Source organism: Vibrio tasmaniensis (assembly GCF_024347635.1).
Lineage (GTDB): Bacteria > Pseudomonadota > Gammaproteobacteria > Enterobacterales > Vibrionaceae > Vibrio > Vibrio tasmaniensis.
This window is the reverse complement of record NZ_AP025510.1, coordinates 2,122,040-2,146,236: the sequence shown is the minus strand read 5'-3', so window position 1 is coordinate 2,146,236 and position 24,197 is coordinate 2,122,040. Positions and strand designations below refer to the sequence as shown.

Here is a 24,197-nt window from a genome sequence, read left to right as displayed (position 1 = left end):
AGTAGTCTCCAAGGTTTATACTTTTGATGAACTTAAGGTTTTGTTGCTGTGATTAGTCAGCAACAACCTCAAGGCTTTTGAGTATTAAGGAGATACATTATGTGCGCAAAACACGCAGCGTGCCGCTCAACAAAAGTGGACGTTCAACCGCAAGAGACTGGGGCGACCTGTTCTAGTCCCAAAATTACCAGTATTACCGCCGCAGGCACTTCATCATCATGCTGCAGTTCTTCGACGGCTTCTGCATCAGCAGATGATTGTTGTGGTTCAGACAGTGGAGAAGAAGACCGGCTGCCCTTAGCTGAGTCTCTTAACACCCAATTTTCCAAAAGTTGGCTGGTCGCCGGAATGGACTGCCCAGCTTGTGCAAAAAAAATAGAAAACGCGATCAGTAATATTGACGGTGTAATTCAAGCGAAGGTTCTCTTTGCTACCGAAAAACTGGTTGTGAAATTCGACAATGAAAGTCTTGCTGACACCATTGAACAGGTCTCTATCAAAACGGGTTTTCCTCTTTCGGAAGTCGGTTCTAAAAAAGAAAAACAACAACCTGAGACTTTTTGGCAAGCGTATATCCAACCTAATTTTCAGATCATCGCGATTGCAGCCGCAATGCTCTTCGCAGCACTGTTGAAAAGCACTTCTCCTCAATTAAGTGAAGTCTTGTTTACTGTAACCTGTTTGCTTGGTTTGTATCCGGTGGCCAAGAAAGCAGTTCAGTTGGCACGTTCAGGTACGCCGTTTGCAATCGAAACCTTAATGAGTGTTGCCGCGCTCGGTGCTTTGTACCTTGGCGAAACCGCTGAAGCGGCGATGGTTCTGTTGCTGTTTTTGATTGGTGAGCGTTTAGAAGCGTTTGCTTCATCAAGAGCAAGAAGTGGTGTTCAAGCGCTCATGGCATTGGTGCCAGAAAATGCCACCAAGATTATCAACGGCGAACGTGTTGAAGTTGCAGTAAGTGAACTTGTTCCTGGTGACGTGATTGAAGTGGCGGCGGGTTCTCGATTACCTGCTGATGGCAAACTGATTACCGACGCGGCAAGCTTCGATGAAAGTGCACTAACGGGTGAGTCTGTTCCTGTCGAGCATATTGAAGGCAACAGCATCATGGCGGGCGCTGTGGTGGTCGACAAAGTTGTACGTATTACTATCACCTCTAAGCAAGGTGAAAATGCGATTGACCGTATTCTTCACCTGATTGAAGAGGCGGAATCTCGTAAAGCACCGCTTGAACGTTTCCTCGATAAGTTTAGCCGCTGGTACACACCACTAATGATGTTGGTGGCTCTGTTGGTCATCATCACCCCACCATTGCTGTTCGCGCAGCCATGGGAAACCTGGGTTTACCGAGGTCTAGCTCTATTGTTGATAGCTTGTCCGTGTGCGTTGGTAATCTCGACACCTGCTGCAATTACTTCTGGTTTAGCAGCAGCGGCGAAACGTGGCGCATTAATTAAAGGCGGCGCGGCACTAGAGCAGCTAGGAAAAATTCAAACGATTGCCTTTGATAAGACAGGTACGCTGACTGAAGGCAAGCCTCAGGTTACGGATATTCAACCTCTATCAGGTTGGAAACAAGACGCTATGCTTCGTGTAGTTGGGGCGATTGAAGTTGGTTCGACTCATCCTTTGGCGCAATCGCTTGTCGCTAAAGTTAAAGAGCTGAATGTTGAGATCCCTGAGTCACACAACAAGAAAGCGCTCATTGGTAGCGGTGTTGAAGGCGATGTCGATGGTGTTAAGTATCAGGTTTTATCACCGTCTAAAGTCACGTTCGCTCTTGGACCCGATGTGGTTTCTCAGGTAGAAGCATTAGAAGGCGAGGGCAAGACGGTTGTGGTTGCTCTTGAGCTTAAAGATCTAGAAGAGTCAACAGAACAAGCTACGACTGTGATTGGTTTGATTGCTTGGCAAGATACGTTACGTAGTGACGCTAAGCTTGCGATTGAACGACTTAATGACTTGGGTATTCAATCTATCATGCTCACAGGGGACAACCCACGAAGCGCAGCAGCGATCAGCAGCAAAATTGGTATGCAATATAAAGCGAGCCTGCTTCCAAGTGACAAAGTGTCTTATGTTGAAGAGTTATCTCAACAGTCACACGTTGCTATGGTCGGTGATGGCATCAACGATGCGCCAGCAATGAAAACGGCGAATGTCGGTATTGCTATGGGGGGTGGTACTGATGTTGCGCTTGAAACGTCAGATTCAGCACTGACTCACAACCGTTTAACTGAGCTGCCCGCGATGATTGAATTGTCGCAAGCGACTATGAATAACATTCGTCAAAACGTCGCACTCGCGCTCGGTTTGAAAGGTGTGTTCTTGGTGACCAGTTTGCTTGGTATCACTGGTTTGTGGGTTGCCGTTCTTGCTGATAGTGGCGCGACAGCACTGGTGACACTCAACGCACTGCGTCTGCTTCGATTCAAGTCTAAAGCGGATTAAGTTCAGCTCTCAGACATAGACGCTCTTAATTTTAAAAACGTCTTATATAAACTGCACTTCACATAAAAGCGCCTTTAGCGGTAATACGTTAAAGGCGCTTTTTGTCTCATTAGTATGCAACGTCGCTGTTCGGATTGCTTATTTTTGTGATGCCAATCGGTTTTTCGTGAAACCTGAAATGTTGTTGCGATCATTGGTGTGATATTCGTCACTTCATTTCATTATGAGCTTGGTTAGAGTGTGTTCGTACCCCACGAATTTACTATGAGCTTAAATAAGGGTAAAAAGCCCAATAAGCCAAAAGGAGCGAACTATGTCTCAAGCTGTTTTCCATTTAGGTGTTACTGAAGCAGATCTTAACGGTGCTACTCTTGCGATCATTCCTGGTGATCCTGCTCGTGTGCAAAAAATTGCAGAAGAGATGGAGAATCCTGTATTTCTAGCGAGTCACCGTGAATACACGCTTTACCGCGCAGAGCTAGACGGTAAGCCAGTTGTTGTATGTTCAACAGGTATCGGTGGCCCATCTACTTCTATCGCAGTTGAAGAGCTTGCTCAGCTTGGCGTTCGCACTTTCCTACGTGTTGGTACTACTGGTGCTATCCAACCTCACGTAAATGTGGGTGACATGATTGTTTCTACGGGTTCTGTTCGTCTAGACGGTGCTAGCCTGCACTTCGCTCCTATGGAGTTCCCAGCAGTTGCTGACTTCGAAGTTGCTACAGCAATGAAAGCAGCAGTTGAAGAATCAGGCGCAGCAGTTCACATGGGTGTAACCGCTTCAAGTGATACTTTCTACCCAGGTCAAGAGCGTTACGACACGTTCTCTGGTCGCGTGGTTAAGCGTTTCCAAGGTTCTATGCAAGAATGGCAAGATATGGGTGTTCTTAACTTCGAAATGGAATCTGCAACGCTACTAACAATGTGTGCAAGTTCTGGTTTGAAAGCAGGTTGTGTTGCTGGTGTGATCATCAACCGTACTCAAAAAGAGATACCTGATCACGAGACACTAAAAGTAACGGAAGCGCGCTCAATCAAAGTGGTTGTAGAAGCTGCTCGTAAAATGCTTTAAGTTTTCAAGTGCTTTAAGTCTTAAAACGACTTCAAATTTTGAAAATGGCCACATCGAATGATGTGGCCATTTTTTTGCGTGTTTACAAGTCCTTTGAGCTTTTTACCTTACGAGCTTTAGACTTTGCAAACGTAGACCTTGTGAGCTCTAAACCTTGTGAACATCTAGATGCTGTATAGTTTAGACCTTGTCAATACGGGCGGGGTAGTGGATATAAGTCATTTACTACGATTAGCATAATAGTTACGGGTACAAAAAAGGCGAGTGACTTAAACGGTCATTCGCCTTTTAGTTTTTTGAGAATTCGATATGTTCGAGTTTCTTAAATTAGCACTCTAAGTCTTCATCACCACCGGCGGCGGTAAACCATGCCGCGAGATGTGTTTTAAGATCTTTTAATTCGTCAGGGCCGATCAATGCAAGGCCAAGATCTTCGGCTCGTGTGATGTCGTTATGACGAAGAGGGCGGAAGCTCACTAACATGGCACGTGCTTGTAGGCCACCCAGAAGGTCTCTAAGCGATTCCAGCTTGTACAAGGTATCATCGCCATCATCACGCATACCTTTGGTCTTACACTCGATGATGTGCAGCTTATTGTTCACTACAGAGGCAACATCAAGCTCATTACGAACTTCACGCTCACCGAGTTGACGATAAACCTGAACATTCAAAGAGCGATCTTGAATGGTCGGCATGTCATCTTGGATCTGCTTAACGGTGCTATGAACCAGTGTTTCAAGCCATTCGCCGTTTGAGAAGCGTCGCGCGTCTTCATTGGCAAACGTCAAAATACCATTGTCATAAGTGGCAATCTTAGCTTCGACTAAATCGCTCAATAGCATGTTCAGCTCGCGATAACCTTGTTGCTTCTCAGACAAACCCACATCAAGCCTTTGTTCTTTACGGCAGGTGGTTGCAAGGTAGTTCAATGTAGCAAGGCCTGGGCCTAATTCTAATGCATTACTTGCCCAGCGTTCACCCAGTTCATAAAGCTTTTGGTCGAGCTGTGGAGACAGCTGTACATCGCTGAATTCACCACGAGCACCGAATACCGTTAGATAGTCATCGATAGTGATGCGATCTTGAACTTGTGCGTCTTCTTTACCATTCGGGTAAAGCCAGCACAGCTTGTCACTGTTAGGTTCAACAACAAAGATTGGCCAGTGGTAAGTACGAAATACTTCGTAGACAGAAAGTAAGCGGTGACGAAGGCCACAACTTGCGTTGAGTTTTACTTCTTGACCTCGAGCCTTGAGGTCTTCGGCAAGGGTTTGGATAGATTCTTTAATTACAGACGTGTTTACGATAGTTGGAATCTCGAAAAATTCACTCGTAATATCACGCTTTTTCAAAACGCTGTCTAAGCGTTGATAGATACTGACTTGATTTTTGTCACCGATGAACACGATGTGAGTGCTGATCGTTCGGTTGTCGAGTAGTGGTGTGATCAACCGAATGGGGTCTTGATCGATAATGCCAACATGAACAGCCATATAAATTCCTTAATAGCGGCTCGCTCATAAAGGTGAAAGAAAAAACGGGAAGCAGCAAGCCTTTATAATCATATAATGACAAAGCTCATAAAAAACAAGGGCAACCCTTGATAAAAGTTGCCCTTGTTCAATTAGTTATCACTATTGGGTGAGATATCCCAACATTTTAGGTGAATATCTATTGGTTCTTCGTTTACTTATAGTTTGAATTGATGAACTAAATCACCTTGCTGGTTTGCCAGAATTGTTAGGTTTTGGCTTGCCTCTGCAATTGATGACATCGCTTGATAACTCTTATCAGCAATCTGGTTGATGTCTTCAATGTTACGCGCGATATCACCCGAAGTTTCACTCTGCTCAGCCGCGGCTTGAGAAATGTGCGTACTCATACGACTGATTTCTAGAATCAATGCCTGAATCTCTTCCATAGCACTATTAGCACTTGAAGCTTGCTCAACCGACATATCCATATCACTCATGCAGCTTTCAATCACATTGCTTGCTGTTTTAGAGCTTGATTGTAGGTTACTGATCATTGTCTCGATTTCAGATGTTGATTGAGTTGTCTTTTGTGCCAATACTCGGACTTCATCAGCGACGACAGCAAATCCACGACCTTGTTCACCTGCGCGCGCGGCTTCGATTGCTGCGTTGAGTGCAAGTAGGTTAGTTTGATCCGCAATACCACGAATAACATCGAGGATAGAGCCAATCTGGCTGCTCATCTGTTGTAGCTCGCCTACAGCACCCACGGATTCAGTCAGACGCACCTCAAGTTGATTAATGGTACTGATGTTGGTGTTCATGACCTGACGACCTGATTCAGAAGCCGATTCTACTTGTTGAACCATAGTTAATGAGCTTTGTGCGCTGTTTGCTACTTCTTGTACCGAATGAGACATTTGTGTCATTGCCGTTGCGACGGTTGCCGTTTGTTCACGCTGGTTGTTCAATTGAGCCTGTGTCTCAGAAGAGGTTTTTTGGTTTACGCTTGCAGTATTGGTTAGGTCATCCGAAGCGTCGTTCAGTTTCACCAGAATATTGTGCAGGTTGTCGGCTAAGGTATTGATGTGACGGCTTACTCGGCTAAATTCGTTGTCGTATCGAATATCTATACGCTGAGTCATATCGCCTTCAGTCAGGCCTTCTAATGTACCGAGGATGCGCGTGAGTGGCTCCCTTACACTATGTGCAATGTGGTAACCAATCGCTGCAGCGAATACGGTGACAACAATGCCAATTGCGATCGCTTTGAATAGACCGTTGTCGTAGATGCTGCTCGCATCTGCTAATGATGAGTTGAGTTGCTCTTCCGCTGTGACGTTGAAAGAATCCAGCACCGCCATTGCTTGGTCGACCTCAACGGCTAGGTTAGCAATGTTGATGTACAAGGCTTCTTTCGCTTTCAGATAGTTATTATGTTTATCTAAAACACCGCCTTTTTGTCCCACGTCTTTGGTGAAGTTTTTAACCGATTCATCGAAAACATTTTTAATCGCAGGCAATTGTGTCGCTAAGCCACGGTACGCGTAGTTTAGGTGGGTAACGGCCTTTTTGTTTTGGTTAACGGCTTTTTGTACGAAGGCAACATCAGAACTTGCTAGCGCGTCAGAAGTGATCACCTCGGCGTCTTGTAGTTTAATGAAGTAGCTCTTTGCCATCACTTTTACAGAGATGCTTTTTTGGTCGGCAACGTACTCTTTCATGCCAACGGTCAATTCTGAATGTAAACGTTGGAAATCACGTGACGCTTTTTGTACTTGTTCTTGCGCCTCAAACATAGCGATGTAATTGTTCATCGCTTCATCTGCTTCGGTGAAGTAACGTTCTTCCATTGCTCTTAATTGCGTGATGCGCTCAGTGAGCGAGGTATTGTCTTGGCTTGCTGCTTCTAGGCTACCTAGCACTTCAGAAAAAGCGTTTTGTGATGCGGCAAACTCTGTTCGCATTGCAGACATACGCTCAGAATTTTGTGTGGTTAAGAAGTCTTTAAATGACTTGTCGGCGGAAAGTAATTGGACACTTGTTTGGTTTGAAAGCGCCACCAGCGGCAATGAGACTTTTGAGACGCTCTCAAAATTACTATGTATCTGATTCATGCTGCTCATCATGATGGTTATCGTGACTGCGAACATGATGATGATCAGTGCGAAACCAGCGTACATACGCTTGATCACAGATCCCTTCATGACTTTCTCCCTAAATAAATGTGGACCTAATACCAGGTCAAAATAAAACTAACAAAATTATCAGGATTTTATTGAGCTCGGCTTACGCATTTTATGACGCATACGTCAAAAATAAGCCTCAGCTATAATCAATATGGCATTCTTGAGAGATAAGGCGTGTTTCTTTTGATTTGAACGGTGTTTTTTATTATGCTTTAAAGCAGGTATATTGTGGTTTGACGCGGCATAGCGCATACTCAAAGCATTAAAAAATAAATGTTTTATCGGAGAGAAACATGGCTGAAGAAACCATTTTTAGTAAGATCATCAATAAAGAAATCCCAGTAGATCTACTATACCAAGACGATTTAGTAACCGCATTTCGCGATATTAACCCTCGTGCTCCTAGTCATATTCTCATTATTCCTAACAAGCTGATTCCAACAACGAATGATGTTGAAGCGGAAGATGAAGCAATGATGGGACGTATGTTTACTGTTGCTCGTAAGTTAGCAAAAGAAGAAGGCATTGCAGAAGATGGCTATCGTCTTATTGTGAACTGCAATTCTCACGGTGGCCAAGAGGTTTACCATATTCACATGCACTTGGTTGGTGGCCGCCCGCTAGGCCCGCTTTTAATGAGTTAATTAAAAGGCTAATAAGCTAACGAAACAGTTAATGATCTCGTTAATGGTTAATTAACATAAACAGCTAGTTGGAAAATTTGTTGTTTGTATGCCAACTTTTAGTTTTATCTGTTGTCTGAATATCGGCTTCGCTCAGGCAGAGCTAAATAAGTAAGGGATTACCTTGCTTAAGATCCTTTTTACAACGTGTTTCGTTTTGATAATGAGACTAGGGTCTGTTGATCTTTCGAGCTGATTTTTGCAGCACTTTGTGGGAAATTTCTACAAGGCAGAGGCTTTGAAGTGTAGCTAGCCTACATGAGAAGCTGATAACGCAGTAGAAATGAACCACAAAGACTGCCCGAAGGGTTCGGCTAGAATCGTTTTATGCTTTGTTAAGAAGTATTAACTTAGAATGACTAGGTTACATACTCCTTGCCGCGCCTAAAACGATTCTATATCGAACAAAATTTAACCACGAAAGGTCAGCAGACCCTAACAAAGTGGGCATTTTAAACATGCACGGAGACGATAAGTGAAGCACCAGTTTAGATTCGCTTCCATTGCCCTGTTATCGGCGTTGACAGCGGGTTGTGCGAATATGTCGGCAGGGAGCCTGTTCAGTCATTACAGCGCGCAAAACAAAGAAATTTACCAAGCAGTCAAGTCTGGGGATTATTCAACGGCTCAACAAGAGTTACCAGATTACGTAGCAGGTGACATTCTTGATAACTTTGAAAAAGGTAGAATTAATCTACTTGATCAAAAATATCCTGAGAGTAAGTCGTCGCTCGAACTGGCCGATCAGGCAGTAAAAGATCAGCAAAGTAAAGCGGTGATCTCTGTATCAGACAGTGCAACCAGTGTCGGCGCGTTGGCTGTGAATGACAATATTACCGAGTATGTGCCAGCCGATTATGAGTTGGGCTTTCTGCATTTATATCTTGGTTTGAATTATTTAAAGAAAAACGACTTAGAAGGTGCGGTGATCGAAATGCGCCGCGCTAACCAAGTTCAGGAACAAGCCAAGAAACAACGTGAAGCTGAGTTAGAAAGTGCTGCTAGCGACGCAAAATCTCAAGGATTGTCTGCCAACGTGGGTAGTATTCTTGCGAATTATCCTGATGCGGGTAAAAAGCTGCAATCTGTGCAAAATGCGTATCTGATGTTTTTGTCTGGCCTGCTTTACGAAGCATCTAACGATCTGAACAGCGCTTATGTGGACTATCGACGTGCTTTGGCCATCATGCCTGAGAATCAAGAAATCATCGATAGAACCATGGCAACAGCTGCTCGCTTAGGCATGCGACAAGATTTAGCAACACTGAAAAAACGCTACAAACAGTCATCTAAGTTAGGGGCAAGCGAAGGGCGAGTAATTGTGCTTCAAGAACAAAGTGCAGTTCAAGCGATGGACAGTTGGCGATTAGATTTACCTATTTATGACAGTCGCGATCAGGGCGCAATATACTCTCTGGCGCTGCCATATTACCCGCGCCAAAACGTAGAACGTTTTTCTGCGCTACGAATCAGCGGGCAACCGTTGTCTGAGCATTTGATTACGGATGTGAATGCGATGGCGCAGAATGATTTATCTGAACGTATGACGAGCATTGTTATTCGCCAAGCGTTACGTGTGGTCGCGAAAGATCGCATCCGTAAAGAAGCAACTCAAGGTAATGATGTCGGTAACATTTTGTTCAATGTCTGGAATGCATTCACGGAACAACCAGACACTCGAAGCTGGCAATCTTTACCTGCGGAAATAAAGACCAGCACGTTTGTAGCAAACAGTGGTCAATATACGTTAGAAGCGGGCGCTAAAACGTATGACTTTGATATTCGAGAAGGGCAGACCACTTTGGTGTGGATTTCTCGACAAGGAAACAATGCAACAATGTGGCATAAACAGCTAGGGAGGCTGTAATGAAAAAGTGGTTAGTGAGCTTAGCAGCGGTTATGGCTCTGGCTGGTTGTGCTGATAATACAGCTGGCGTAAGGGTAGATAGTCAAACTCAGAACGTTTTCTTTGGTGATAAGGTATTGGGTAGCCGCTTACAGGTTGAAGATATCCGTACCGACCAAATAGACGGTCATACTCGTGGAATCGTGCGTTTAAACAGCAACTATAAAGGCGATCAACATATCCTTTATCGCTTTTACTGGTACGACGATGCCGGTCTTGAGGTCAATTTAAAACAAGGCCCTTGGAAGCAAGCAATTGTTCGTGGTTTTGAAAGTATTTCGTTGTCGGAAGTGTCGGTAAATCCGAAAGCAACTCAGTTCCGAGTGCAATTCAGAGAGCAGTAAGCTTTCGTTTGGGGAAGCCTAGTTTTTAGTGTGAATCCAAGCTTTGATAGCAAAGATGAGATAACAACGGGTCTAAGGATTCGAAAATACAAAAATTTAAGAGTGTGGGTAACCCCGCTCCGTGATTAGTTAAGGAAACAAAATGAAAAAGAGTGTCATTGCGCTACTAGGTTTAGCGGTTATTTTAGGCGGTTGTTCAAACAAGGTAAGCTACGGTGATGCACAATCAGTAGAAACCACGACAATCGATTTTGGTTCAACTGACCTTCAAACGATTGCGGGTGAAATGGTCGATAGCATGATGGCGTCTGGCTCAGTGTCTTACATTACTCGTGAGCAACGTCCAATTGTGTTTGTAGAGCGAATCAAGAATAAGACAAGTGAGCACATCGATACTGAGTCAATCACTGACACCATCAGTACTAAAATGTTGAACTCTGGTAAGTTCCGTTTCGTTGATATGGACCGTGTAGAGTCTGTTCGTGAGCAATTGAACTTCCAAAACAATGATGAGCTTGTAAATCAAAGTTCAGCAATCCAATTTGGTAAAATGGTTGGTGCTCAATACATGTTGTACGGCAACCTTTCAAGCATCGTTAAGAAAGCGGGCAGCGACGAAGACGTATACTACAAAATGACCATGCGCTTAATGGATCTTGAGTCTGGTTTGATTGAATGGGCTGACGAGACTGAAATCCGTAAGCAACAATCGAAAAGCTTACTGGGCTTTTAATTAGCTTGTTGAGCTTCTTAAATAGCTTAGTGTGCTATTAACTTGGCCTAGCCATACGTCAACGCAGTGCATGTTATTTTCTGTGATTGGTATTAGTGAAGAGACACTGGCTTTTAGTCAGTGTCTTTTTTATAGGGCAGTTAAAACGTTTATAGGGAGTAAATATGGCGATTTTTTCTTGGTCTGAAGCAAAGCTTCTTGATACCAGTTTGAGTTCTCTTGATGGCTACTTTTCTGAGCCTCCAATCAGAGCGCAGACGTTGACTGGTGGTTTGACTAATCGGTGTTGGAAATTGGTTTTAGCCGATGGCACCGCCTATGTTTGGCGTCCAATTACCCCCATCACTAAAGCGTTCTTCATCTCTCGTCATGAAGAGTATCAAGTCCTGTCTACGATTGAGCGCCTAGATATCGGCCCAAGTCCGATAGTGGTCAATGAGCAAGGCTTATTAGTTGAATGGATCGCGGGTGAGACGTTGTACGAAGGACTAGAGCAGGATGATTTACTGAAGACGCTGATCTCGGTACATCTGGTTAATACCGCGCGACTGCCGCTCCAACCGTTCAGTTATACAGCTCGAGTTGACCACTACTGGCTTCAGCTTGATGCGGTTCATAAGACTGAAACCTGCACTAAGATTTATCAAGAGTGGCGCGTGGCTCCAAGTATCCCAAGTGTTGAACTTTCTTTGTGCCATTTTGATCTCGGTGGCTATAACCTTGTGAAGAACCAAGATGGGATTAAGATCATTGACTGGGAATACGCAGCGCTTGCGGACCCAAGACTTGATCTTACGCTGACCATTGCTGTTGCCGGATTACCAGTTACAGAAACTGTGAACAAGTACTGTCAGCTACGAGGTATCCATGATGCCCAACCTTGGCTTGATGGGGTAGATGCATGGTTACCAAGAAGCCAAATGATGGCGATGCTGTGGTATTTACTTGCTCATCAGCTTTGGGGCGATGACAGTTATCTACGTGAAGCCGAGGCTCTGAGTCACACTTTATGTAGCTATGATCACGTTTAGGAAGTGAAAAATATAATTTCAGAGCTCTTCCCTTTAAAACCTTGTTTTTCGTGTTAGATTGATCAGAACGTACCAATATTCAATGGGGGAGGTACAATGATTATCTATCTACACGGCTTCGACTCAACAAGCCCAGGCAATCACGAAAAAATACTGCAGTTGCAATTCATTGATGATGACGTTCGCTTCATCAACTACAGTACTTTGCATCCAAAACACGATATGCAGCATTTGCTAAAAGAAGTGCATAAAGTGATAGAGCAATCCGATGATCCACATCCAATCATTTGTGGTGTAGGTTTAGGTGGTTTTTGGTCTGAGCGTATTGGTTTCTTATGTGGGATTAAGCAGGTGGTGTTCAACCCTAATCTGTACCCTGAGAACAACATGGTAGGTCGAATTGATCGTCCTGAAGAGTACGAAGACATCGCGACTAAGTGTGTCGCTCAGTATCGTATGAAGAACAAAGGACGTTGTTTAGTGGTGCTTTCTCGTGAAGATGAAATTCACGACAATACGAAAACAGCTTCCGCTCTAGAAGATTACTACGAAATTGTCTGGGACGAAAAAGAGAATCATAAGTTCAAAAAGATCTCTCAACACTTACAGGCAATGAAAGCGTTTAAAAACGCTTAATCATTACAGCCATTTTATAAAGCAGCACTCAATTGAGTGCTGTTTTTTTATCTAAATTGGCAAGTGTTGCTTTAGACATATAGATTTTATCGATGAGTTTGCGCAAACGTTAACTAATCAGTCACGAATCCTCATTGTGGGTAAGGATTTTTGTTGCGGTCATCTTTTTGCTATATATAATGTTCTAAAGCAAAATATTTTGATAAATGTCAAAAAAAATTGAGAGCGAGTGATAAAACTTGCCCATAATTTGTGCTCTGCCTCTCAGGTAGGCACCTTTTTCATCCACGTGAGCAAAGTGGCAAACCAATGTTTGTTGCTTGTAATCCCTCTAACTACTCAGTGAGCTGTTGTTACTTATTATCACAGTCATCAAATAAGCCGAAACCTTTGGAATTAAGGTCGAGTAGATACATAGAATTTATCGGTTGGAGTAATCGAGCCGAACCCCATTTATTCATTTTGTAGAGGATTGTCATTGTGACAAAAATTATCGTAGTAGGCGGTGGTGCTGGTGGTTTAGAACTAGCAACTAAGCTAGGCCGCACTTTAGGTCGTAAGAAACGTGCCCAGATTACTCTGGTAGACCGTAAAGCAAGCCACCTATGGAAACCATTACTTCATGAAGTAGCCACTGGCTCACTGGATGAAGGTGTTGATGCGCTAAGCTACCGCGCACACGCAAAAAACCATTGCTTTGATTTCCAAATGGGCAGCCTGAACGATATCGATCGTGAACGTAAAGTGATTGCGTTGAGCGAGTTGACTGATGAGCACGGTGAGTTGCTGATGCCAAGCCGTGAACTTGAATACGACATTCTTGTAATGGCGTTAGGTTCAACGTCAAACGACTTCAATACTCTAGGCGTTCGTGACAACTGTATTTTCCTAGATAGCCCAGAGCAAGCACACCGTTTCCGTACAGAAATGAACAATCAGTTCTTAAAGCTTCATGCTAAGAACGGCCAAGGTACCGTAGACATTGCTATTGTTGGCGCTGGCGCGACCGGTGTTGAGCTTTCTGCAGAACTGCACAACGCGGTTAAAGAGCTTCGTACTTACGGCTTTGGTGATCTAGATTCAAGTAAGCTGAACGTTAACCTTGTTGAAGCGGGTGAGCGTATTCTTCCAGCTCTACCTCCTCGTATTTCTAGCGCGGCACATTCTGAGCTAACAAAGCTTGGCGTAAACGTGCGTACAACGACAATGGTTACACAAGCTGATGCTGACGGTCTAACGACCAAAGATGGTGAGAAGATCCCAGCACAGATCATGGTATGGGCTGCGGGTATCAAAGCACCAGATTTCATGAAAGATATCGGTGGTCTTGAGACGAACCGTATCAACCAGTTGGTGGTCAAAAATACGCTGCAAACTACGCTTGATGACAACATCTTTGCTATCGGTGATTTGGCGCAATGTACACAAGCGGATGGTTCGTTTGTTCCACCGCGTGCACAAGCGGCTCACCAAATGGCAAGCTGCGCATTTAGCAACATCATTGCTAAGCTGAACGGTCGTGACCTGAAAGACTACATCTACAAAGACAAAGGCTCACTGGTTTCACTCAGCCGTTTCTCTACGGTAGGTAGCTTGATGGGTAACCTGACTAAAGGTTCGATGATGGTTGAGGGGCGTATTGCTCGTATGGTTTACATCTCTTTGTACCGAATGCACCAGATGGCACTGCACGGCTTAATCAAAACATCACTGATGATGTTGGTTGGTCGTATTAACCGTGTCCTTCGTCCAAACCTAAAGCTTCACTAATCAGTTAGGCTATTTTAAATAGCATTACGCTGATAATAAAAAAGAGCTCTTCGGAGCTCTTTTTTGATCGTGTCGCTTACGTGCTATCAGTAGTAGTGAGCCAATTGAAGCTGTTAAGATATTGGAGGTAGCACAGAATAAACCACGCCATCTTTCGGTTTACCGTTAAAGATAAAGCGATTCTTAGCAATGGCTTCACGTTCAGCGCCACACTTCTCGATCAGCTTTTGGCTGGGTAGATTCTCTGTATCACAGATAATCTCCAAACGCGTCAACTTGAGCATTGCGAAGCAAAATTCAAATAGGGCAAGCATGGCTTCTTTCGCAATCCCTTTTCTCTGAAATGGATCACCCACCCAATAACCTAAACTGGCCATATTAAAGGTGTGGTAAAGCTCATTTATAGCCACCATACCGACTAACTTTTCGCTTTTTCGTTCGAAAATACCAAAGCCAAACGCATCGGCTTTCACCCAGTTTAAGCGAGTCGCCAGAATGAATTTCTCGGCCTCGACGGTAGAAAATTCGTCGTGGCACCAGTCGAGCCATGGCAATAAACTCGGGGAAGATTTGACCAGTTGAGCAAATTCTTGAGCGTCCGAGGCTTCAATGATTTTGAGGTTGAGGTGTTGCGTATTTATTTGAAAGTCAGGGCTCATAGGACGTACCAAGTAAATGCTAGGATAGTAAGTACCGCGTGAATATAGCCTGTACTAATAAAACGCCCTCACAGTGGAGGGCGTATTGAATGCATCAAGTTCCGTTCTCTATAAGAATAGCGGAGTTACTCAGCTATTCTTATTACACTAATTATTGCGCCACGCGTCGAACTTGAATCACCATTCCAAGAAGTGGGTGGTCAAGATAGTGAGTTTCTGTACTGCGCATACGACGTTTTTGGTCCATGCGGTAGCTCTTAAGGAACTCTTCGACTTCAACGGTCGGAGAAATCTCAGTTAGGTTGCCCACTTGAACGTTGCTTTCGGCGCCACTTACGGGTGAATCTAGCTCGATTTGTTGCTCTTGAAGAGTCACTTCACGAACGCTTGGCGCTTTTAAGTCCAAGGTCGTTTCAGCGTATAGGTAGTGCTGAACATAGATTTGCAGCTTGCCATCTAACTCGTAAAGCGGCTTATCGATAGTCTCTTCTTGAAAACCATCCGGATTTGATGCAGTTACTGCACCTTTCTCAGAGCCGTCGGCATTAAATTGTTTAGAGAAATCTTTACCTGCTTGAATGTGGAAAACTGGTGCTGAGCTCTTACCTTGGTCACCTTGACGCCAAGCGGTATGCATCAGAACTTCAAAGCCTGCGTGTTTGCGTAGCTTATCTTTCTGAGGTGTTAACTTGTATTCCGAGTAAGGCAGCATTTGTACGCCTTTCTTTGCTCGGTATTGGATATCTTGAAATGAACCAACGCGCTCAAGTGAAATCTGAGGCTGTGTGTTTGGCCAAGATTCGTTCACCTTCTCTGCATCAACAGCGCGCTTAAAAATGATCACTTCTATATCAAATTGTCTCTGCGCCAAACTTGGCAGTGAGACGAACAATAGTAGCAGTGGGATCAGTCTTTTCATTTTTACTCCGTCTTCCAGCCGATTTATCGGCTGGATAATTTATATGTGCAAGTGGATTGGGTCTTATGCTGAAGGCAGCAAGTTCTGTCTGAATTCGCCCAATAAATCACTAACAAATTGAATTCGTTTCCGTCTGTCGACCAATGGTATCGTAAACTTGAACTTTGTTGGTCCTTCCATTGAAAACTTTTGCGGTTGAGATTGCAACAGTTTAACAAGGTAGGCCGGGTTTATGTCAGCATCTGGGTAGAATTCTAAGAATCCGCCCTTATCGTGAGCCTCAATTTTCTTCGCTTTGATAGAAGCCGCGGCTAATTTTAGCTCTGAAACTGACAACAAGTTCTTGGTAGCATCTGGTAGAAGGCCGAAGCGATCAATTAACTCGACTTTCAACTCGGCCAATTCGTCGGTGTCACTCACACTCGCAATACGCTTATAGGTAGACAAACGTGTATTGATGTCTGGGATGTAGTCATCAGGCAACAGTGCTGGCAGGCGCATCTCAATTTCAGTTTGTTCACGCAGTAGGTCATCAAGCGATGGCTCTCTACCTTCTTTCAATGCTTCAACCGCTTGTTCAAGCATCTCCATGTAAAGCGTAAAGCCAACCGACTGGATTTGACCACTCTGTTCATCACCGAGTAGTTCACCTGCACCACGAATCTCTAAGTCATGGGTTGCTAGCGTAAAGCCTGCACCTAAGTCTTCAAGGGAAGCAATGGCGTCTAATCGCTTGACGGCATCTTTGGTCATTGCTTTCGGGGGAGGTGTTAACAAGTAGGCATAAGCTTGGTGGTGAGATCGACCCACACGCCCACGCAATTGGTGCAGTTGCGCTAAACCAAGGTTATCGGCTCTGTCCATTAATATGGTATTTGCCGTTGGTACGTCGATACCTGTTTCTATGATGGTTGTACACACTAGCAAGTTAAAACGCTGGTGATAGAAGTCATTCATGATGCGTTCTAGCTCTCGCTCTCGCATCTGACCATGGGCAACGGTGACACGCGCTTCTGGAATCAGTTTTTGCAGTGACTCAGCCGTCTTTTCAATCGTGTCGACTTGGTTGTGCAGGAAGTAAACTTGACCACCACGCATGATTTCACGCAGTACTGCTTCTCTGACGATGGCATCATCATTTTCTCGAACGAAGGTTTTTATCGCCAAGCGTCGTGCTGGTGGTGTGGCGATGATTGATAAGTCACGCATGCCGCTCATCGCCATGTTCAATGTTCTCGGAATCGGTGTGGCGGTGAGCGTTAGGATATCGACATCCGCACGCATTGCTTTTACTTTTTCTTTCTGGCGCACACCGAAGCGGTGTTCTTCATCGACAACCAACAAGCCAAGATCTTTAAACTTGAGGTCACTAGAAAGTAACTTGTGAGTACCCACTAAGATGTCGACTTTACCGTCGGCAACATCTTGCATGATCAATTTCTGTTCTTTAGCCGACTTAAATCGCGACAGCACTTCGACACGTATCGGTTGGTTCGCGAAACGGTCGCGGAAGTTTTCAAAGTGTTGCTGAGCAAGTAGGGTGGTTGGAACTAACACGGCTACTTGTTTGCTGTTATCGGTACAAACGAATGCTGCGCGCATTGCGACTTCGGTTTTACCAAAACCAACATCACCACACACCAAACGATCCATGGCTTTTGCTTGGCACATATCCGACATAACGGCATTAATTGCCATTGCTTGATCATCGGTTTCTTCAAACGGGAAGCCTGATTTGAAGGTAGCGTACTGACCACGATCTAATACAAATTTATAGCCCGGCTTGAGCTCACGTTTGGCGTAAACATCAAGCAGTTCGGCTGCAACGTCACGGACTTTCTCTGCGGCGCGTTTACGAGCTTTTTGCCATGCTTCACCGCCAAGTTTGTGTAGCGGTGCGGAATCTTCAGCGCCACCAGAGTAGCGGCCGATTAAGTTCAGAGATGCAACTGGTACGTAGAGTTTGGCATCATTTTGATACTCAAGCGTTACGTATTCGGTTTTCATGCCACCGGCTTCTAGAGTTTGCAGGCCGATGTAGCGACCAATACCGTGGTCTATGTGAACAACAGGTTGACCCGGTTTAAGTTCGGCTAAGTGACGAATGACAGTGTCGCTGTTAACGCTTTTCTTGTCTTTCTTACGACGTTGTACAACGCGATCACCTAACAGGTCGCTTTCACAGACAAGGGCGATGTTTTGTTCTTCGTGGATAAAACCATGCTCAGCCGAACCTAGGATCAGGGTGAACTTATCTTTACCTTTAATCGCCGCGTCGAGGTTTTCAACTTCGCTTGGACGAACTTTGATGCCTCGAAGCAATTCACTTAGTGCTTCACGGCGGCCTTCAGACTCAACCGAAAAGACCACTTTGCCGTCGAAGGCTTCAGTGAACTTTCTTAGTTTAGACAAAGGTTCTTTATTCTGATGTTGAACGCTGAGATCAGGCAGAGACACAACCGGAAGGTTGGTACGTCCCGCTTTTTCCTCTATTGAATCTAAGTTCAGATTGACTTGTGGCTTCTGCTTGAAGTGCGCGAACAGCTCGTCTTTCTTCAGCCACAGTTGTTCAGGTTTCAGCAGTGGTCGTAATGGGTCAACACCGCGCTGTTCGTATCGATGAGCAACATCTGTTAGGAATGAATCTACGGCAGTCTCGACATCACCCAGAATCAGGAGTTGCGCTTCATCGGCAACATAATCAAACAAGGTTTCGGTGTGATCGAAGAACAGCGGTTGCCAATACTCAATACCAGCTGGCCATGTGCCTTTAGAAACTTGCATGTAGACAGATTCTGGTTCACGGCGCGCATCGAACTGTTGGCGCCAGCGAATACGAAAATCTTCACTCGCCGTTTCCGAGGTTGGGAATTCGTGAGCAGGCAGCAGGCGAATCTCTGAGATATCTTCGATAGAGCGCTGGTTTTCAGGATCGAAGGTGCGGATGGTGTCGATTTCGTCATCGAAGAAGTCGATACGATACGGATCTTTACTGCCCATTGGGAACAGGTCGAGAATTGAACCACGGCTTGCGTATTCACCCGGGCCAAACACTTGGTCAACATAGCGATAGCCCGACTTTTCGAGCTGCAGACGTAATTTCTCTAGTGAATAGAGATCGCCTGTTTTCACCATTAACGTGTGTTGAAGCAAAAAGTCACGCGGTGACTGGCGCTGCAATAATGTGCTGATCGGGACGATTGTGATGCCATCTTTTAGCGTTGGCAACGCATAAAGTCGCGCGATACGATCTGAAATGATCTCTTGGTGTGGCGAGAAGCTATCGTATGGCAGTGTTTCCCAGTCTGGGAACAACGCGACTTCATGTGCCGTAAACTGCTCAATTTCAGATTGAAGCTTAAGTGCAACTTGTGGATCCGGTACAGCCAATACTGTATGACTGTTATGCTGCTCTGCGAGTTTAGCGATAGCAAGCGCGAGAGACGAACCGACTAGGTTACCGATGTGCTTTTTGTCACCGGCACCTTTGAGCTTAGGTAGTGTAAAAATGGATTGTTTTGTCATGTCTATTTACTTGTTATCTCGTTCTAGAGAGCGTTGACGTAAGAGCTTTTGTTGTTGATGAAGCGCAGCTTTGATCAGCAAGTCTTGGTCAGTATCACGAAGATGAGCATATTTGAATTTGATTTCGAAGCCTGAATCTTTAGGTTCGCTCGCGAAGACCTCCGCGTAGCAGTAGATAGCCGCGGCAGGGTGCTCGATAAAGAGCTTGGCTTTAACTAAGCGACCCGCTTCGATATCTGTTTTCGAAAAACAAGAGAACTGACTCGCGCCAAATGAATACGTATGGGTACGAAATTGTTCATCATCTTGTTGCGATAGCATAAAGCTCAACAAGAGGTTTAATTTTGAATTTTGTGCATCCAACAAACTGATGACATTCTTCAAGTCGCTGTTTTTCAGTTCAGCTCGAGCGCTGTCAGCAAGTAGATCCAATTGGCTAAATTCACTTGCCACGATAAACGGGGCTGGGATCTCAGATTCGAATTGAATTTGAGAAGGTAAAGTGAAGCCGCTGTCCATTGGTTCAATATTCGCGGTGAGGCTGTGGTGAACGGTGAAAAACTCTTGTTCTGTCATGCGTTAGTTCCTTGAAGTGATCTATTGATTATCGCTATGTGGCCGCAGTAATCAAGGTCAGTTAATTGAAAGTCTCAAATAGTTGTTTGAAATTTGGCTATTTGACAAGGTTCTGTTTTTCAAGCCTAACTAATTGAGTTAATTCACTCTATATTTTCAATTAACCCCTACACAGTAACAGCAATACCCGTTACATTAACCCGCATCCCCTTTAGATGGTTCAAAGTATGTTTCATCCTATTTCATTGTTTGTTGGCCTGCGTTATTTGAAAGGCCGTTCAGGTGATCGCTTTAGCCGTTTTGTTTCTTATATGTCGACAGCCGGAATCACCATTGGTGTGCTGTCTTTGGTTACTGTTTTATCGGTAATGAATGGATTCGAAGCGCAGTTAAAAGACCGAATTCTTGGTGTTCTTCCTCAAGCCGTGGTTTACGAGCAAGGAGGCACAACGTCACTTTCTGCTCAAGCACCTAGCTTTGCGGAGCAAATGTCGCTCAATGGCCACGTAGAACCTATTGTTCGTAGTGAAGCGGTGATCCAAAGTCCTGCTCAGTTATCAGCAGGGCTATTGATCGGTATTGAACCCAATTCAGATGACCCTCTTCAGAATCATTTAATTGCCGGCAGATTGTCTTCACTTAAAGCGGGTCAGTATCAGTTATTTCTTGGTCATACTTTGGCGAGAAACTTGAAGGTATCTATGGGGGACAAAGTTCGCCTAATGGTGACCAGTGCCAGCCAATACACGCCGTTAGGACGTATTCCAAGCCAACGAAATTTCACAGTAGCCGGTATCTTCAATACAGGCTCTGATATCGATGCCCAATTGATGGTGACAAATATCAAAGATGCAGGGCGTTTAATGCGTTACAAGTCTGATACGATTTCAGGCTGGCGATTGTTTTTTGATGACCCGTTTGAAGTGGCAGAACTATCCAACCAACCGCTACCTGAAGGTTGGTTATGGAGTGATTGGCGTGATCAACGTGGCGAGTTATTTCAAGCCGTTCGTATGGAAAAAAACATGATGGGCTTGATGCTGGGTCTGATCATCGGAGTAGCAGCTTTCAATATCATTTCTGCACTCATCATGGTGGTGATGGAGAAGCAATCCGAAGTCGCCATCTTAAAAACCCAAGGTATGCGTGATGGTCAAGTCATGGGTATCTTCATGGTTCAAGGTGCAAGTAGTGGTGTGATTGGCGCGTTATCTGGTGGCATTCTTGGCGTGATCTTAGCTTCGAACCTCAATACTATTTTAGAGACGATGGGTGTTGCTCTGTTCTCATTTGGTGGACAGCTGCCAATATTGATTAACCCAATCCAAATTGCGGTTGTTGTGGTTTTGGCTATTGCACTTAGCTTGATTGCCACTGTTTTTCCTTCTTATCGTGCATCTTCTGTGAAACCTGCTGAGGCCCTTCGTTATGAGTAATTTTCTTCAATGTAATGATATCCGTAAAACGTACCGCGAGGGTTCGTTGGATACCGAAGTCCTAAAAGGTGTCAGCTTCGAAATAGAAAAGGGTGAGCTAGTAGCAATCATCGGTACCTCTGGGTCGGGTAAAAGTACCTTGCTACATATTCTAGGTGCATTGGATGATGCTTCCGACGGCAGCGTGAGCTTTCTCGGGCAAGACTTAGCGTCTTTGAGTTCGAATAAGCAGGCGAAGCTTCGTAATCAGCATCTAGGCTTTGTGTATCAGTTCCATCATCTTCTTTCGGACTTTTCAGCGTTAGAAAACGTAGCGATGCCGCTGTTGATTGGTGGTGAAAAGCCAGCGAAAGCTAAACAAGAAGCACAACGTCTGTTGGATAAAGTTGGATTGAGTCATCGTGTTGACCACCGACCTTCAGAGCTTTCTGGCGGTGAAAGGCAACGAGTGGCAATTGCTCGTGCATTGGTGAACAAGCCTGCGCTAGTGTTGGCGGATGAACCGACTGGTAACCTAGACCACAACACAGCACTGTCTATTTACGATTTAATGCGTGAACTAAACCGTGAGTACGATACCGCCTTTTTGGTTGTGACTCACGATGGTGAACTTGCAGGTAAGATGGATCGCCAGCTTCATATGCAAGACGGTTTGCTGGTTAACGTAGAAAAAGAGGAGAGTTAGGTGTTTTCTTCTTTATCTCTATTGATAGGTGGTCGATTTAGCCGAGCGAAACAACGAGACAAAATGGTGTCGTTTATCTCCTTGTCTTCGACAATTGGTATCGCTGTCGGCGTCGCAGTGATCATTATTGGCTTATCTGCGATGAATGGCTTTGAGCGAGAGCTTGAGTCACGCGTGCTTTCTGTTATCCCGCATGGGGAATTTGAGGGAGTCAATGAACCTGTGACACGTTGGGAGCATGTGATCGAACAAGCGACTCAACATGATGATGTTGTAGCGGCTGCGCCTTATGTTAAAATTACCGCGCTTGCCGAAAAGGGCAAAGAACTAAAGGCGATTGAAGTCAGAGGCGTTGATCCACAACTTGAGCAACGAGTCTCAAGCCTATCGAGTTTTATCGATAAGCAAGCTTGGAGCGAGTTTAAGGCAGGGCAACAACAAATTATCTTGGGTTCAGGTGTCGCTAATGTGTTGGGTGCGAAAGTCGGTGATTATCTGACTTTAATGATTCCAACGGTTAACGGTTCTGTGAAGGTTCAGGCGCCAAAACGTGTTCGAGTGAAAGTGGTTGGCTTGCTGACGCTTAATGGCCAGATAGACCATAGCTTGGCTCTGATCCCGATTGGTGATGCACAAGTTTACGCAAACCTAGGCGAGGCAGTGACAGGTGTTTCTTTAAAAGTGACCGATGTTCTGAACGCGAACTCTATTGTGCGCGAAGTGGGGAACCAGCTTGATGTGTATGTGTACCTGCGCAGTTGGCAACAGAAGTTTGGCTTCTTGTATCGAGATATTCAGTTGGTTCGCACCATTATGTATCTGGTGATGGTACTGGTTATTGGTGTTGCTTGTTTCAATATTGTCTCGACGCTAATGATGGCAGTAAAAGACAGAGCATCGGAGATCGCAATCTTAAGAACCATGGGTGCATCAGACGGCCTTGTTAAACGCATCTTTGTTTGGCAGGGCGTATTCTCGGGTGTGTTAGGCAGCTTAGTTGGGAGCGCGATAGGTGTCTTGGTCGCGCTTAATCTCACTACGCTTATCAAAGGGCTCGAAAGGCTAGTCGATCACCAGTTTTTGTCCGGTGACATCTATTTTGTCGACTTTTTGCCATCACAACTTGATATGACGGATGTTGTTGTGGTTTCAGGTACAGCGATTGTATTAAGCCTATTGGCGACATGGTACCCAGCATCACGAGCAGCAAAGTTAAACCCTGCCTCGGTGCTTAGCTCGAAGTAATGCGCTTAGTAATACGTCATGTAGCGCGATAGACAAATGGCATACAAAAAAAGGATCCCTGATGGGATCCTTTTTTATTGAATTCAATTCGTGTTCTTTACGACTTTGGTTACATACCAATATTGCGGAGTTCTGCGGTTCATCTGACTTTAACTTGTGTGCGGTTTAAGTGAAGCGCATACAAGCATAGATTACATGGCAAGGAAAAGTTATCAGTACCTTGCTTGACGCTTCTTCCAACTTCTTACTACTGAGTAACGCCATAACCCGCGAATACCAAAGTAGCCAATCATTGCTGAAACCACACCACAAATCAAACACCCCAGTAGGAAAGGAGGTCCGATGGTATTCATTTGCGCCAAGATGAAGTCCCAAGACAATTCGAAATGAAAGGCTTGAGGTGGCACATGCATAACAAACGCCCCAACTTTATAAGCAAAGTAGAAGAGAACGGGCATAGTGACCGGGTTACTGATCCAAACAAGTGTGACAGCCAAAGGTAGGTTAACGCCACATGCGACAGCAAGGCCAGCAGACATAATCATTTGGCTTGGTAGAGGGACAAACGCCATGAATAACCCAACAGCGAATGCGCCAGCCGCAGAGCGACGATTAAGGCACCATAAGTTGGGGTTGTACAAAACATTGCCAAAAACTTTCAATGCTTTCTGACGCTTGATTAGCTCATGGTCAGGCATAAATCGTTTGATAAACTTTCTTGGCATAGGAGGAAGCTACTCTCTTGTTTAACACTTGGTTCTTGATTTCATTTGCTGCGACAGTTGTGTCTGCCAGCTTCTGGCCTGTGATGCCACATTGGGTTTGGGCATCATTGATGCTGTTGTTACTGCTAGCATCAAC

At 44.8% G+C, this 24,197-nt stretch carries 19 protein-coding genes; 12 read left to right on the top strand and 7 right to left on the bottom strand.

Translation table 11 applies throughout. The features are described 5' to 3' along the window. Positions 1-99: 99 nt before the first annotated feature. A complete protein-coding gene (locus OCV44_RS09625) occupies positions 100-2,451 on the top strand; it encodes a zinc/cadmium/mercury/lead-transporting ATPase (RefSeq protein ID WP_139684494.1) in 2,352 nt (783 codons plus the stop codon). Positions 2,452-2,764: 313 nt separating this feature from the next. Further along, positions 2,765-3,523, top strand: coding sequence for a uridine phosphorylase (gene udp / locus OCV44_RS09620; protein WP_009847163.1), 759 nt, complete (start codon positions 2,765-2,767; stop codon positions 3,521-3,523). A gap of 327 nt (positions 3,524-3,850) precedes the next feature. On the opposite strand, the gene OCV44_RS09615 is transcribed toward udp, so the two are convergent. Together OCV44_RS09615 and OCV44_RS09610 are read right to left on the bottom strand one after the other, a co-directional pair. Beyond that, complete coding sequence (locus OCV44_RS09615) at positions 3,851-5,017, bottom strand: DUF1887 family protein (protein WP_086049734.1); 1,167 nt, start codon at positions 5,015-5,017, stop codon at positions 3,851-3,853. A gap of 197 nt (positions 5,018-5,214) precedes the next feature. Then, positions 5,215-7,206, bottom strand: coding sequence for a methyl-accepting chemotaxis protein (locus OCV44_RS09610; RefSeq protein ID WP_139684495.1), 1,992 nt, complete (start codon positions 7,204-7,206; stop codon positions 5,215-5,217). Positions 7,207-7,481: 275 nt separating this feature from the next. On the opposite strand from OCV44_RS09610, the gene hinT reads away from it, so the two are divergent. The 7 genes from hinT (at position 7,482) to OCV44_RS09575 (ending at position 14,291) form a co-directional block, all read left to right on the top strand. Next, on the top strand, positions 7,482-7,832 hold the full coding sequence (gene hinT, locus OCV44_RS09605) for a purine nucleoside phosphoramidase (protein ID WP_139684496.1): 351 nt from the start codon (positions 7,482-7,484) through the stop codon (positions 7,830-7,832). Between the two features lie 514 nt (positions 7,833-8,346). Beyond that, on the top strand, positions 8,347-9,738 hold the full coding sequence (locus tag OCV44_RS09600; RefSeq protein ID WP_012604412.1) for a COG3014 family protein: 1,392 nt from the start codon (positions 8,347-8,349) through the stop codon (positions 9,736-9,738). Next, positions 9,738-10,121: a YcfL family protein gene (locus tag OCV44_RS09595; protein WP_139684497.1), complete on the top strand. Its 384-nt coding sequence runs from the start codon at positions 9,738-9,740 to the stop codon at positions 10,119-10,121. Before OCV44_RS09600 ends, OCV44_RS09595 begins: the two co-directional genes overlap by 1 nt. Before the next feature lie 142 nt (positions 10,122-10,263). Beyond that, a complete protein-coding gene (lpoB, locus tag OCV44_RS09590; protein ID WP_009847157.1) occupies positions 10,264-10,854 on the top strand; it encodes a penicillin-binding protein activator LpoB in 591 nt (196 codons plus the stop codon). 164 nt (positions 10,855-11,018) lie between these two features. Then, a complete protein-coding gene (locus OCV44_RS09585) occupies positions 11,019-11,885 on the top strand; it encodes a phosphotransferase (protein WP_139684498.1) in 867 nt (288 codons plus the stop codon). 96 nt (positions 11,886-11,981) lie between these two features. Next, the gene (gene ycfP, locus OCV44_RS09580) at positions 11,982-12,521 is read left to right on the top strand and encodes an alpha/beta hydrolase YcfP (protein WP_139684499.1); all 540 of its coding nucleotides are present in this window, start codon (positions 11,982-11,984) and stop codon (positions 12,519-12,521) included. 480 nt (positions 12,522-13,001) lie between these two features. Continuing rightward, on the top strand, positions 13,002-14,291 hold the full coding sequence (locus OCV44_RS09575) for an NAD(P)/FAD-dependent oxidoreductase (protein ID WP_139684500.1): 1,290 nt from the start codon (positions 13,002-13,004) through the stop codon (positions 14,289-14,291). Positions 14,292-14,404: 113 nt separating this feature from the next. On the opposite strand, the gene OCV44_RS09570 is transcribed toward OCV44_RS09575, so the two are convergent. From OCV44_RS09570 to OCV44_RS09555, 4 genes are all read right to left on the bottom strand, one after another. Next, positions 14,405-14,950: a GNAT family N-acetyltransferase gene (locus OCV44_RS09570; protein ID WP_139684501.1), complete on the bottom strand. Its 546-nt coding sequence runs from the start codon at positions 14,948-14,950 to the stop codon at positions 14,405-14,407. A 151-nt stretch (positions 14,951-15,101) separates the two neighbouring features. After that, complete coding sequence (locus tag OCV44_RS09565; protein WP_139684502.1) at positions 15,102-15,869, bottom strand: peptidoglycan binding protein CsiV; 768 nt, start codon at positions 15,867-15,869, stop codon at positions 15,102-15,104. Positions 15,870-15,932: 63 nt separating this feature from the next. Then, positions 15,933-19,394: a transcription-repair coupling factor gene (gene mfd / locus OCV44_RS09560; protein ID WP_139684503.1), complete on the bottom strand. Its 3,462-nt coding sequence runs from the start codon at positions 19,392-19,394 to the stop codon at positions 15,933-15,935. Between the two features lie 6 nt (positions 19,395-19,400). Then, positions 19,401-19,970 carry a PilZ domain-containing protein gene (locus OCV44_RS09555; protein ID WP_139684504.1) on the bottom strand — a complete coding sequence of 190 codons (570 nt, stop codon included), beginning with the start codon at positions 19,968-19,970 and terminating at the stop codon, positions 19,401-19,403. A gap of 227 nt (positions 19,971-20,197) precedes the next feature. On the opposite strand from OCV44_RS09555, the gene lolC reads away from it, so the two are divergent. From lolC to lolE, 3 genes are read left to right on the top strand one after another with little or no spacing between them, the layout of a single operon-like run. Then, a complete protein-coding gene (gene lolC / locus OCV44_RS09550) occupies positions 20,198-21,406 on the top strand; it encodes a lipoprotein-releasing ABC transporter permease subunit LolC (RefSeq protein ID WP_170213711.1) in 1,209 nt (402 codons plus the stop codon). Next, on the top strand, positions 21,399-22,091 hold the full coding sequence (gene lolD / locus OCV44_RS09545) for a lipoprotein-releasing ABC transporter ATP-binding protein LolD (protein WP_065112160.1): 693 nt from the start codon (positions 21,399-21,401) through the stop codon (positions 22,089-22,091). The genes lolC and lolD overlap by 8 nt, the downstream gene beginning before the upstream one ends. After that, positions 22,092-23,336 (top strand): lipoprotein-releasing ABC transporter permease subunit LolE, encoded by a 1,245-nt coding sequence (gene lolE, locus OCV44_RS09540; protein WP_139684506.1) that lies wholly within the window; start codon positions 22,092-22,094, stop codon positions 23,334-23,336. A gap of 212 nt (positions 23,337-23,548) precedes the next feature. Here the strand turns inward: lolE and OCV44_RS09535 are convergent, their stop codons facing one another. Continuing rightward, entirely contained in the window at positions 23,549-24,061 is a 513-nt protein-coding gene (locus OCV44_RS09535) for a DUF2062 domain-containing protein (RefSeq protein WP_139684507.1), read from the bottom strand. Between the last annotated feature and the right edge of the window lie 136 nt (positions 24,062-24,197).